This window comes from Paenibacillus sp. FSL R7-0331, from assembly GCF_000758645.1.
Classification (GTDB): Bacteria; Bacillota; Bacilli; order Paenibacillales; family Paenibacillaceae; genus Paenibacillus_AQ; species Paenibacillus_AQ camerounensis.
The window spans coordinates 120,348-132,500 of sequence record NZ_CP009284.1 but is presented as its reverse complement, the minus strand read 5'-3'; the positions used below and the strand labels follow the sequence as shown (position 1 = coordinate 132,500).

The following is a 12,153-nucleotide window of genomic DNA, read 5'->3' as shown; positions in this document are numbered from 1 at the left end:
TCGAACCCGAAGGTTCTAATGGAAGTTAAACTTCCGATTTGAATGTTCCCACTTCCGAGAACGATTCTCCATAGAAAGGAGGTGATCCAGCCGCACCTTCCGATACGGCTACCTTGTTACGACTTCACCCCAATCATCTACCCCACCTTCGGCGGCTGGCTCCCTTGCGGGTTACCCCACCGACTTCGGGTGTTGTAAACTCTCGTGGTGTGACGGGCGGTGTGTACAAGACCCGGGAACGTATTCACCGCGGCATGCTGATCCGCGATTACTAGCAATTCCGACTTCATGCAGGCGAGTTGCAGCCTGCAATCCGAACTGAGACCAGCTTTGCTGGGATTGGCTCCACCTCGCGGCTTCGCTTCCCGTTGTACTGGCCATTGTAGTACGTGTGTAGCCCAGGTCATAAGGGGCATGATGATTTGACGTCATCCCCACCTTCCTCCGGTTTGTCACCGGCAGTCACTCTAGAGTGCCCAGCTTAACCTGCTGGCAACTAAAGTCAAGGGTTGCGCTCGTTGCGGGACTTAACCCAACATCTCACGACACGAGCTGACGACAACCATGCACCACCTGTCTCCGATGCTCCGAAGAGGGGCACTATCTCTAATGCTTACACCGGGATGTCAAGACCTGGTAAGGTTCTTCGCGTTGCTTCGAATTAAACCACATACTCCACTGCTTGTGCGGGTCCCCGTCAATTCCTTTGAGTTTCAGTCTTGCGACCGTACTCCCCAGGCGGAGTGCTTACTGTGTTAACTTCGGCACCAAGGGTATCGAAACCCCTAACACCTAGCACTCATCGTTTACGGCGTGGACTACCAGGGTATCTAATCCTGTTTGCTCCCCACGCTTTCGCGCCTCAGCGTCAGTTACAGCCCAGAAAGTCGCCTTCGCCACTGGTGTTCCTCCACATCTCTACGCATTTCACCGCTACACGTGGAATTCCACTTTCCTCTTCTGTACTCAAGCCACCCAGTTTCCAGTGCGACCTTAGGTTGAGCCCAAGGTTTAAACACCAGACTTAAATAGCCGCCTGCGCGCGCTTTACGCCCAATAATTCCGGACAACGCTTGCCCCCTACGTATTACCGCGGCTGCTGGCACGTAGTTAGCCGGGGCTTTCTTCTCAGGTACCGTCACTCCGGTAGCAGTTACTCTACCGGACGTTCTTCCCTGGCAACAGAGCTTTACGATCCGAAAACCTTCATCACTCACGCGGCGTTGCTCCGTCAGGCTTTCGCCCATTGCGGAAGATTCCCTACTGCTGCCTCCCGTAGGAGTCTGGGCCGTGTCTCAGTCCCAGTGTGGCCGTTCACCCTCTCAGGTCGGCTACGCATCGTCGCCTTGGTGAGCCGTTACCCCACCAACTAGCTAATGCGCCGCAGGCCCATCCCTTAATGACAGATTGCTCCGCCTTTCATTCTCTCTTCAGGAGAAAAAAGAAATTATCCGGTATTAGCTACCGTTTCCGGTAGTTATCCCAGGTTAAGGGGCAGGTTGCCTACGTGTTACTCACCCGTCCGCCGCTAAGCTTACCCCGAAGGATAAGCTCCGCTCGACTTGCATGTATTAGGCACGCCGCCAGCGTTCGTCCTGAGCCAGGATCAAACTCTCCAAATTGGTATTTAGAAAGAGCGATTGCTCATTTTGAAACATCTGACGAGAATTTGCATTCTCTACTTTTGAAATCACCGAGGTGATTTCCACTCACTCGTTGTTCAGTTTTCAAAGACCAATTCAGTGCTTTTCTTTGTCGTTGTCTTTGTCAGCAGCGACCTTTATAATATATCATAACCTCTTCGATTAAGTCAAGCGTTTTTTTATTTTCTTTTTTCGCTTTACTCGGTAACAAGTTGTTGGTTAACATCTTGTCCGAAGGGCCGAGAATTAATGTACCATAAATCCCTAGGCCCCGTCAACCTTTTAGAACAAAGTTATTTTCAACCCGAGCAGCATCAGTACACCCGGCAGACCCAAAACCGTTACTGCGCCTATTGTCGCCGGATTCAGGGGGATATAAATTTCAGTAAGCAAACCTGAAAAATTAACAATATAAATGCCAAGTGCAGCTAATACCAGGTGAGTTCCGAATAAAGTCAGCCAGGCAAAGCCGAGCTTTTTACGGAACACAATTACGCCAAGTAGGATCACCGAACCAATCAGAACCGCCAAAGCAACATTCCTCATTCCGCCTCTTCCCCTTTCAGACAAAAATAACTGCCGGCCCTACATCCGGCTCCGGTTAATACCCAAACTCTTTGCATGCTTAAGATGTATCTGGTACTTCCGCTCAGCTGCCTCCAGAATGAAGATCGCATAATCAATCTGATCCTGGCCTAATGCCTCATCAAACATCAGATGCGCTCTCTCCCACTCCACCTGCGCGTTACGCACCTCCAGGAACACACCCCAATCCTCATCCATGTTTAATTGATTTAAGCTTTTTACCCCTTCTTCCTGCCGGGCATTTCTCCACCAGCGCATAACTACTCCCCCTTTATGAAGTATCCATCCTTCGCAGTCGCTACATCCGCATCACTGCATATTCTCATTCATATCAGCGGGAGGACAAACTTAGAACCAAAAAGCGGCCGCAACTATGTCTTGAAGGATAAGGGAGAATACGGGGCCCGTGCGCAATCAATGATCAATCAAAAAAAAGAAGCCCGAGGGCTTCCCTTATAAAGTCAACTATAGCGAATCCTTTTGAAGACGCCTCACAGCTCGCGTCGGCCTTCCAGCGCTTTGGACAGGGTTACTTCATCCGCATACTCCAAATCGCCGCCTACAGGCAAGCCATGGGCTATTCTTGTGATCTTAATTTCAAACGGGCGGACGAGCCGGGAAATATACATAGCTGTAGCTTCCCCTTCAATATTCGGGTTAGTAGCCATAATAAGCTCCTTGACCCTTTCGTCACTTAAGCGTGTCAGGAGCTCTTTCAGGCGGATATCATCCGGACCGATACCCTCCATTGGTGAGATCGCGCCCTGCAGGACATGATAATAGCCGTCAAACTCCTTGGTCCGCTCTATAGCCACAAGGTCCTTAGATTCCTGAACTACACAGATTACCGAAGCATCACGGGTCTTATCCTGGCACACCCGGCACGGATCGGTATCAGTAATATTACAGCAGATAGAGCAGTAGTGGAGATTTCGTTTGACGCTGACCAGCGCCTTGGCAAAATCAATAACTTCGTCCTCTTTCATGTGAAGCACATGAAAGGCCAGCCGGGCTGCCGTCTTCGGCCCGATACCGGGCAAACGTGTAAACGCATCAATCAGCTTGGCTAGCGGTTCTGGATAATACAAAGCGATGATTCTCCTTTGGGCTAGAGTGTAGCGGGCTTAGAACAGTCCCGGGATCTTCATTCCGCCTGTAAATTTGCCCATGTCATTGTTAGCCAGCTCTTCGGCTTTGGTAAGCGCATCGTTAACCGCAGTGATCACGAGATCCTGCAGCATTTCAACATCATCCGGATCTACCGCTTCCGGTTTGATCTGAATGGACAGCACCTTCTTGTGACCGTTAACCTGAACAGTAACTACGCCGCCGCCGGATGTTCCTTCCATTGTTTTGCTGCCCAGCTCTTCCTGAGCCTTGAGCATTTGCTCCTGCATTTTTTTAACCTGTTTCATCATTTGGTTCATATTATTCATTAGTCGTCTCTCCTTTGGGATGCGCTTATGCGCTGATGGGCTTAAGGGTTACTCTTTTATGACAACAAGGTCTTCCCCAAACAGCTGGATGGCCTCGTCAATCCATGGTTCACTCTTCACTTCCGCAGCATCGTGTTCATGCTCCAGACGCAGCTCCTCAGTTCCCGGCTTGGCAGCTGATTTCTGTGAAGCATCAGTCCAGTCGCGGAGCATCATAGTCACCAGCCGGTAAGGCTTGCCCAGGCGCGTAGCAAACACTTGCTCAATCACCTGGCGGTTTGCCGGTTTTTCGGTTGTATCCCGGTGGATGGTATTTTTAAACGCTACCAGTACCGCATCATCCATAACGGATACCGGCTCGCCGTCAACAAACCAGGCATGAACAGTCACCCGTTCTTCCTTCACGGCCTGGAGTACGGTACTCCATTGCTTATAGACAGTATTAGAGTCTGAGCTATCTTTGCTGGCAATAAACTTATCAAGCTGCGGAGGCAGCTTGGAGCCTGAAGAGACACGCGGTGCCGGAGTTGCAGCAGGGGTCTGGCGCTGTCCGGCAGCCTGATCCCGTCCTCCTCCAGAAACGCCGCCCGCTTGAATAGCCTGCTCAAGCTTCTTCTCCAGAGACGCAATCTGCCGTTTCAGAGCGTCGAGCTCACCTGCCGCCGGCTGCCCGGCAGCTGAAGATTCACGCGTCACCCCCGCTTGCGTTGATGACGTTACCGCCGGCTCAGCCTCCTGCTGCATTGTGCACAGCTTCATTAGAGCCACTTCAAACAACGTCTGGGGGTGCGTCGCATATTTCATTTCACCAAGATAGCGGTTTAAGGTTTCGACAATCTGAAACAGCCGTCCACGCGAGAAGCCGGCGGCCATATCCCGGAAATCTGCCGGATTAAGTACTCGGTCTGTCAGCTTATCCGCATTTGGCACCATCTTGATCATCAGAAGATCCCTGAAATAGTACAGCAGATTCTCGAGACATTTATCTGCACTCTTCCCTTCCTGCATCAGCTGCTCTACCAGCTCCAAAAGCCGCCCCATATCCCCATCCAGAATGGCGGTGGCAAGCCTTGCGAACTGCTCGGAAGGAATTCCTCCTGTCATACCGAGCACCTGCTGATAGGTTACTTGACCGTCAGTAAAGGAAGAGATCTGATCCAGTATACTGAGTGCATCACGCATACCGCCGTCGGAGAGCCTTGCGATATACTGCAGGGCATCAGCATCTGCCGTAATGCCCTCTTTGAGGCAGATTTCAGCAAGACGGCCGCTCTGCTCTTCAAGGGATACCCGCCGGAAGTCAAAGCGCTGGCAACGGGATATAATAGTTGCCGGCAATTTATGAGGCTCGGTTGTCGCCAGAATAAACATTACATGCGGGGGAGGCTCCTCCAGCGTCTTCAGCAGCGCGTTAAATGCTTCTGTTGTAAGCATATGCACTTCATCAATAATATACACTTTACGGCGCACCTCGGTAGGTGCGTATTTCACTTTATCCCGGAGGTCGCGTATTTCTTCGACCCCGCGGTTGGACGCCGCGTCAATCTCCTGCACGTCCATTATATTACCTGCAGTAATTCTTAGACAGGAAGGACATTCATTGCACGGCTCCGGACCCGGGCCGCGCTCGCAATTGACCGCTTTGGCGAGCACTTTAGCTGCACTCGTCTTACCTGTTCCGCGCGGTCCGCTGAACAGGTAGGCATGAGAAACCCGCTGTTCACGGATTGCATTCTGCAGCGTCTGGATAATGTGCTGCTGTCCTACCATGTCCTGGAATGACTGCGGCCGCCAAGCACGGTACAGCGCGATATGTTCCACTATGCATTACCCTCTCTTAGACTGCCGCTTTCCGGCATTTATCGCTAATTTATTATACTATATTCCAGGGAATTTGACCAAAAACAAAAAGCATCTTCGCTTGTGGCAAAGATGCTGTTACTGGATGTTATTAAACCGTGCACCTGTTATTGATGACTGCGATCCAAGCGGCAACCCTACGAAACTGCTCGGGCTAGGCCACCCTCCGGCACAAGAGTAAACTTGCTTATGGCTGCTTCCTTCCGGACCTGACCAGGTTCACAAGCACTCATTGCGGAGGACCCAACCGTCAACACAGCCCATAGGAACCAAGGCCTCACATCGACAGCACCTCTAACAGGAATTCAACCTCGCTACAGCGGATTGCGAGTTACAGGGCACCGCTACCTCCCCGTCTAGCACGGCGAAGTTAAGTATAGCTCACGCTCTGCCAAAAATCAACCTCTGCTCCAAAACCGCAAATAAAAACTCCCCGGATAATCCATCCGGGGAGTCCTCCAATGCTAAGCCGCAGCGCGGCACTGGTAATTAGATACCGTATTTCTTCTTGAATTTATCGACACGACCACCAGCATCCAGGAACTTCTGCTTGCCAGTGAAGAACGGATGGCAGCTTGAACAAATTTCGACGCGCAGTTCCTGCTTAACAGAACCAGCTTCGAAAGTGTTGCCGCAAGCGCAGGTCACAGTAGTGATGTGGTACTTTGGTTGAATGGCTTCTTGCATTTCATTTCACCTCTCTTGCCCTAGGCCTCATGCGGACCCAGAGTTATTAAACGCACAACGACATTCTAGCACGAAATATCGGACACTGCAATATTTTTAAATTCCGCGTCGCTTCTAGAGATGCACCCGGCGTTCCTTCACCCGGGTCAGCTCAGATGGAGGAATGTGCGTATACGAACCGATCACTACATCCGGAAGCTCTTCACGGAAAATATCCAGCATCGTCTTCATGCCAAGAATCTCCCCCCTGGCAGGAGGGATCAGCCCCAGATAGCTCTCAGGGTCTATATTAAGATTACGCATCTGGATCAGCTTCAGATCAGTGCGCCGGCAGAATTCAACCATCGCTTCGATCTCTTCCTCCCGGTCTGTAACTCCGGGGAAGATCAGGTAATTGATTGATGTATAGACTCCCTGGGAGGACGCATACTTCAATGATTTCTCCACGTTGGCAAGTGTATATCCGCGCGGCTTATAGTAGGCATTATAATGATCATCCAGCGCACTAATGGTGCTGACCCGCATAAGATCAAGTCCTGCATCCACGATTCCCCGGATATGATCGCTCAGTCCGGCGTTTGTATTAATATTGATATATCCCAGATCAGTAACCGCCCGCACTTCCCGGATCGCTTCAATAATTAGCTTAGCCTGGGTGGAAGGCTCGCCCTCACAGCCCTGGCCAAAGCTGACAATAGACTGCGGTGTCTTCAGGTGCTCCAGCATAACCTGGGAGATCTCGCTTACCGTAGGCCGGAAATTCATCCGGGTCTGCGGGGAGACGAACCCGCTATCATCAGGCTGCTCTGAAATACAGCCGAAGCAGCCGGCATTACAGGAATAAGAAACAGGGACAGCCCCTTCCCAGCGGCCAAGGAAAGTATTAGATGAAGTAAGACACTCATATCCCAATGCACAGTTAGACAGATGGTCATATAAGCGGTTCTCCGGGTACTTGGCCTTTAAATGGCCTACTCCTACCTCTACCTCTCCCCTGTCACAATTAAGGGGATTCCACTGCTCCGGATCATCCGTCGGATCAGCGGCAACATAGAAGCTGCCGTCTTTCCATACTACAGCGGAGTAGCCGAAGAGCGGAAGCTTATACGACTTGTCCGTCTTGACATAACCGGGAAGGCACAGCCTTGTAAACCCCTGCGGCAGCAGGGCCCCGACAGCCTGGGAGCCCTCCGGCAGCGGCAGCATTTCACCTGTTTCGGGATTCATGCCTACCGCACGGGTGCACGGAAGCCCGACCAGGGTTGCCCCTTCCGGAAGCGGAATAAGCTCCTCTTCCAGCATCTCAACGATCATATCCCCGCTGCGGGCCAGACCATACAGCTCAGGATGATCATATACATTTCCTTGTTCATCGGCATATACCAGATACATGTTAATCTCCTCTTATTCTCTATTCTCAGGTTGTAGGGACAGAAGGTGTCTTGGGACGTGAGGTCCTGCGCGCGGATGCACCGCTGTTAGAGGTTCCTCCATTGCTGGCCGTACCGTTTGGCGATGAGGAATCTTTACTGCCGGATACATCGAATGAGGCCAGGAATTCAGCGTTAGTCTTGCTGTCACGCAGCTTTTTGAGGAAGCCTTCTACAAAATCATAGGATTCGTTCATATTTTTGCGGATAGCCCAAATGGTATCGAGCTCTTCCTTGCTCAGCAGTACTTCCTCGCGGCGCGTTCCCGAGCGGCGGATGTCGATCGCCGGGAAAATACGCCGTTCTGCCAGCTTGCGGTCCAGGTGGAGCTCCATATTGCCTGTACCTTTAAATTCTTCGTAAATAATATCGTCCATCCGTGACCCGGTATCAATCAGTGCTGTAGCGAGTATTGTAAGACTTCCGCCTTCCTCCACATTCCGCGCAGAACCAAAGAAACGCTTTGGACGGTGGAACGCCGCAGGGTCAATCCCTCCGCTAAGTGTACGTCCGGATGGCGGAACAACAAGGTTATATGCACGTGCGAGCCGCGTTATGCTGTCCATCAGAATAACAACGTCTTTTTTATGCTCAACAAGACGGAGTGCACGCTGCAGTACAAGCTCTGCAACCTTGATGTGGTTCTCAGGAAGCTCATCAAAGGTTGAAGCAACCACCTCGCCCTTTACGGAGCGCTGCATATCCGTTACTTCCTCGGGGCGTTCATCAATCAGCAGTACAAACAGTTCAATCTCGGGATTGTTAGTGGAGATGCTGTTGGCAATTTCTTTCAGGAGGAGCGTTTTCCCTGCTTTGGGAGGTGCTACAATTAATCCGCGCTGCCCCAGGCCTACAGGAGCAAGTAAATCCATTATACGGGTAGACAGATGAGTAGGGGATGTTTCAAGCGGCAGCTTATCTTGCGGATAAAGAGGTGTTAGCGCCGGGAAATGCAAGCGTTCCGCTGCACTGGCAGGATTCTCGCCGTTGACGGCATTGACTTGCAGCAGACCGAAGTACCGTTCATTTTCTTTCGGCGTACGGCATTTGCCTGATACAAGGTCGCCGCTTCTCAGATCAAACTTGCGGATTTGTGAGGCTGAAATATAAATATCTTCCGGACTGGGCAAATAGTTAATCGGCCTCAGGAACCCATAGCCTTCCGGCAAAATTTCCAGCACGCCTTCCATAAACATGAGCCCGCTCTGCTCCGCCTGTGCCCGGAGGATGGCAAAGATCAGCTCCCGTTTCTTCAGCTGTCCGTAGTACGGAATCTGGTATTTCTTGGCCAGCTTGTAAAGCTCGGTCAGCTTCATTTCTTCCAGATCGGAAATTTGAAGATCCATGTAATAACCACCTATTCAATTTTATAAAATATAAATCTAGTAAATTGCTCATTAGGATAGGATTACCCAATCTGGAAGGAGATATGCAGAGCATATACAAAAAAGCGTCTTCCAGGACCGGATAATCCCTTCCCCTTAGTCTTCCTCGCGCCAGATTTCTGCGCCGAGATCACGCATATTAGTCACCAGGTTGTCGTAACCCCGGTCGATATACTCTACACCTGTCACCTCTGTAATCCCATCTCCTACAGTCAATCCTGCAATAACAAGCGCTGCTCCTGCACGCAAATCAGCTGCTTTTACCTTGGCTGCATTAAGCCTGCCGCCCTCAATAATTGCCGAGCGTCCTTCGACACGGATTTTGGCGCCCATGCGCACCAGTTCCGGAACATGCTTGAACCGGTTGCTGTAGACAAAATCACTCAGTACACTTACACCTTCAGCCTGGGTCAGCATGCTTGTCATCGGAGACTGCAGATCGGTTGCAAAGCCGGGATAGATCAGCGCTTTTACATCGACATGCTCATATCTGGATCTGCCGATAACCCGGATGCTCTCGTCAAGCTCCTCAATATCGACACCCATCTCCAGCAGCTTGGCTGTTAATGCCTCAAGATGCTTAGGAATAACATTATCTATTAACACATTGCCGCGCGTTGCCGCCGCAGCAATCATATATGTTCCAGCTTGAATCCGGTCAGGAATGATGGAATGGCGGCAGCCATGCATCTCAGTGACGCCTTCGATCCGGATGGTTTCAGTACCGGCGCCTTTAATAACAGCGCCCATGGAGTTTAACAGGGTAGCAACATCTATAATCTCAGGCTCTTTAGCCGCATTTTCGATAATTGTAGAGCCTTTGGCCCGTGAAGCCGCCAGCATGATGTTAATAGTCGCGCCGACGCTGGATACGTCTAAGTAAATTTTTGCACCGCGCAGTTCCTTGGCATACAAATGAATGGAACCGTGATCATTGGTCACAGTTGCCCCAAGCGCTTCGAATCCCTTAATATGCTGATCAATCGGACGGGGCTCAAAATTACACCCTCCGGGCAGACCTATAGTCGCTTCTTTAAACCTTCCAAGCAGTGCACCCATCATATAGTAAGAGGCGCGAAGTTTTTTGACTGGTCCGTTAGGCATGGGAATGGATACGATACGGGAGGGGTCGATTCTCATCTGGCTGCCTGTCCAGGAGACAGTTGCGCCAAGCTCTTCCAAAATTTCGGAGTAAACGGCTACATCACTAAGGGACGGCAAATTATCCAGAACAACTTCAGATTCAGCTAAAATAGCTGCAGGAATAAGCGCGATGGCGCTATTCTTTGCACCGCTGATGGTCACAACGCCCTTTAGCGGACGTCCACCGCCAATCATTAATTTTTCCATAGAATTATCTGTTTCCCCCTACGTGTATTGCAGCTTGCCCAGGCAATATCTGCTGTGGCTTAGTAGTGTGAAGCAGAAACGGCTGCGCCGCCCTTGGAATAAGGACGGCACACGTTTCAATAAAAAGGATATCCATATTATATATTCTGCAAAGATAAATAGCTCGTCCGCCTCAGGCGATACTAGCTTAGGCTTTGTTGTTGGAGCCGAATTCGCGGATTTTGCCAATAACCGTTTCTTTGATTGCAGTACGGCCCGGTGCAATGAAAGTACGCGGATCGTAAGCATCCGGTTTAGCTGCAAGCACTTCACGAACCACTTTAGCAAATGCGATCTGGTTCTCAGTGTTTACGTTGATTTTGGAAGTTCCAAGGGAGATGGACTTCTGGATGTCGTGCAAAGGAATACCGGTACCGCCGTGAAGAACGAGCGGAAGCTTAACAGCATCGCGGATTTCTTCCATTTCTTTGAATCCGAGGTTAGGCTCGCCAAGGTAAGGACCGTGTACAGAACCAAGTGCAGGAGCCAGAGTGTCTACTCCGGTTGCATTAACCAGTTCAACACATTCGTTAAGGTCTGCATATTGGATACCGCCGATAACGTCATCTTCCTGTCCGCCTACAGTACCAACTTCAGCTTCAACGGAAACGCCTTTAGCATGTGCATACTCAACAACTTTTTTGGTCATTTCGATATTTTCAGCGATCGGATGGTGTGAACCGTCGATCATTACGGAAGTAAATCCGGCATCAATAGCTTCTTTACATTTGTCAAAGCTGGAGCCGTGGTCCAGGTGAATAGCAACAGGAACAGTGATCTTCATGTCGTGAACAAGTCCTTCAACCATCTTCACTACAGTGAAGAATCCGCCCATGTGACGCGCTGCGCCTTCAGAAACACCAAGGATTACCGGGGACTTTTCTTCTTCAGCTGCGCCAAGAATCGCTTGAGTCCACTCCAGGTTGTTAATGTTGAACTGGCCTACTGCATATTTTCCTTCAAGTGCTTTGTTCAACATGTCAGTCATAGATACTAATGGCATGGTTTCAATCCTCCTAAGAATGTTGGTTGCCTATATATAAGCCCACATCACATACAGGCTTATTATAGCACATCCTGTGTCAAATACTAAATAGGGCACACAAAAAAATGTCCCGGTGGGACGATATTTAGCCAACCCTTAAAAAAGGCTGGCTGATCCTATTTAGGATATCCATAAAAGACCTACACCAAACCATTAATACGGGAAATAGCCCCGGACTTTAACCGGCCTGCCCCTGAAGGTGCGTATTCACCGCCACCCGCATTTCATCAATATCAAACGGCTTGGTAAAATGCATCAGTGCGCCCAATTTAGTTGCTTCCTTGATCATGTCCAGTTCCCCGTATGCCGTCATCATAATGACCTTAATAGCCGGATTTAGCTCCTTCAGGTGTTTAAGGATTTCCAGCCCGTCCATTCCCGGAATTTTCATATCAAGCAGAACCAGATCCGGTGACTCCTTCTGTACAATTTCCAGCGCCGTTTTTCCATTAGCAGCCTGATAGGTGGCATACCCTTCACTATTAAACACTTCCATCAGGAGAATCCGGATTCCGTTCTGATCATCGACGATTAACACTTTTCTCTTTTCCATATCATACCCTCCCAGATTTAAGGCAGATTGTCTATGCCGTGCCCTCTCACAGCTAACGGCCCGTTATGATTCGGTACTCAGTCTATACGAAACCTATTATTCGTGATTTACAGCCAAAATCCTGCTAATTGGATAAAAAG

General features: G+C 50.2%; 11 protein-coding genes, 1 rRNA gene and 1 other RNA gene. All 13 read right to left on the bottom strand.

Annotated features, from left to right (window positions below; translation table 11 throughout):
- Nucleotides 1-74: 74 nt before the first annotated feature.
- The 13 genes from R70331_RS00635 to R70331_RS00580 all read right to left on the bottom strand — a co-directional run bounded on the left by R70331_RS00635 (nucleotide 75) and on the right by R70331_RS00580 (nucleotide 12,013).
- A 16S ribosomal RNA gene (locus R70331_RS00635) occupies nucleotides 75-1,622 on the bottom strand.
- A gap of 303 nt (nucleotides 1,623-1,925) precedes the next feature.
- Entirely contained in the window at nucleotides 1,926-2,189 is a 264-nt protein-coding gene (locus R70331_RS00630; RefSeq protein ID WP_042171978.1) for a pro-sigmaK processing inhibitor BofA family protein, read from the bottom strand.
- Nucleotides 2,190-2,228: 39 nt separating this feature from the next.
- A complete protein-coding gene (locus tag R70331_RS00625; protein ID WP_052418861.1) occupies nucleotides 2,229-2,486 on the bottom strand; it encodes a hypothetical protein in 258 nt (85 codons plus the stop codon).
- A 233-nt stretch (nucleotides 2,487-2,719) separates the two neighbouring features.
- On the bottom strand, nucleotides 2,720-3,316 hold the full coding sequence (recR, locus tag R70331_RS00620) for a recombination mediator RecR (RefSeq protein ID WP_042171976.1): 597 nt from the start codon (nucleotides 3,314-3,316) through the stop codon (nucleotides 2,720-2,722).
- Nucleotides 3,317-3,352: 36 nt separating this feature from the next.
- A complete protein-coding gene (locus R70331_RS00615; protein WP_042171975.1) occupies nucleotides 3,353-3,664 on the bottom strand; it encodes a YbaB/EbfC family nucleoid-associated protein in 312 nt (103 codons plus the stop codon).
- A 48-nt stretch (nucleotides 3,665-3,712) separates the two neighbouring features.
- Nucleotides 3,713-5,485, bottom strand: coding sequence for a DNA polymerase III subunit gamma/tau (dnaX, locus tag R70331_RS00610; RefSeq protein ID WP_042171973.1), 1,773 nt, complete (start codon nucleotides 5,483-5,485; stop codon nucleotides 3,713-3,715).
- Between the two features lie 135 nt (nucleotides 5,486-5,620).
- Nucleotides 5,621-5,889, bottom strand: an RNA gene (ffs, locus tag R70331_RS30880) — signal recognition particle sRNA large type.
- A gap of 124 nt (nucleotides 5,890-6,013) precedes the next feature.
- Nucleotides 6,014-6,211 (bottom strand): 50S ribosomal protein L31, encoded by a 198-nt coding sequence (rpmE, locus tag R70331_RS00605; protein WP_042171971.1) that lies wholly within the window; start codon nucleotides 6,209-6,211, stop codon nucleotides 6,014-6,016.
- A 114-nt stretch (nucleotides 6,212-6,325) separates the two neighbouring features.
- Nucleotides 6,326-7,603 (bottom strand): radical SAM family protein, encoded by a 1,278-nt coding sequence (locus R70331_RS00600; protein ID WP_042171969.1) that lies wholly within the window; start codon nucleotides 7,601-7,603, stop codon nucleotides 6,326-6,328.
- Between the two features lie 25 nt (nucleotides 7,604-7,628).
- A complete protein-coding gene (gene rho, locus R70331_RS00595) occupies nucleotides 7,629-8,987 on the bottom strand; it encodes a transcription termination factor Rho (protein ID WP_042171967.1) in 1,359 nt (452 codons plus the stop codon).
- A 135-nt stretch (nucleotides 8,988-9,122) separates the two neighbouring features.
- A complete protein-coding gene (locus R70331_RS00590) occupies nucleotides 9,123-10,376 on the bottom strand; it encodes a UDP-N-acetylglucosamine 1-carboxyvinyltransferase (RefSeq protein ID WP_042171965.1) in 1,254 nt (417 codons plus the stop codon).
- A 187-nt stretch (nucleotides 10,377-10,563) separates the two neighbouring features.
- Nucleotides 10,564-11,418 carry a class II fructose-1,6-bisphosphate aldolase gene (gene fba, locus R70331_RS00585; RefSeq protein ID WP_042171962.1) on the bottom strand — a complete coding sequence of 285 codons (855 nt, stop codon included), beginning with the start codon at nucleotides 11,416-11,418 and terminating at the stop codon, nucleotides 10,564-10,566.
- 220 nt (nucleotides 11,419-11,638) lie between these two features.
- The gene (locus tag R70331_RS00580) at nucleotides 11,639-12,013 is read right to left on the bottom strand and encodes a response regulator (protein WP_042171959.1); all 375 of its coding nucleotides are present in this window, start codon (nucleotides 12,011-12,013) and stop codon (nucleotides 11,639-11,641) included.
- Nucleotides 12,014-12,153 lie beyond the last annotated feature (140 nt).

Excerpts from the sequence above, each read along its gene's own strand:
- fba (WP_042171962.1), bottom strand. The coding sequence starts at position 11,418 with ATGCCATTAGTATCTATGACTGACATGTTGAACAAAGCACTTGAAGGA.
- rho (WP_042171967.1), bottom strand. The coding sequence starts at position 8,987 with ATGGATCTTCAAATTTCCGATCTGGAAGAAATGAAGCTGACCGAGCTT.
- R70331_RS00600 (WP_042171969.1), bottom strand. The coding sequence starts at position 7,603 with ATGTATCTGGTATATGCCGATGAACAAGGAAATGTATATGATCATCCT.
- R70331_RS00630 (WP_042171978.1), bottom strand. The coding sequence starts at position 2,189 with ATGAGGAATGTTGCTTTGGCGGTTCTGATTGGTTCGGTGATCCTACTT.
- R70331_RS00580 (WP_042171959.1), bottom strand. The coding sequence starts at position 12,013 with ATGGAAAAGAGAAAAGTGTTAATCGTCGATGATCAGAACGGAATCCGG.
- rpmE (WP_042171971.1), bottom strand. The coding sequence starts at position 6,211 with ATGCAAGAAGCCATTCAACCAAAGTACCACATCACTACTGTGACCTGC.
- R70331_RS00625 (WP_052418861.1), bottom strand. The coding sequence starts at position 2,486 with ATGCGCTGGTGGAGAAATGCCCGGCAGGAAGAAGGGGTAAAAAGCTTA.
- R70331_RS00590 (WP_042171965.1), bottom strand. The coding sequence starts at position 10,376 with ATGGAAAAATTAATGATTGGCGGTGGACGTCCGCTAAAGGGCGTTGTG.
- R70331_RS00615 (WP_042171975.1), bottom strand. The coding sequence starts at position 3,664 with ATGAATAATATGAACCAAATGATGAAACAGGTTAAAAAAATGCAGGAG.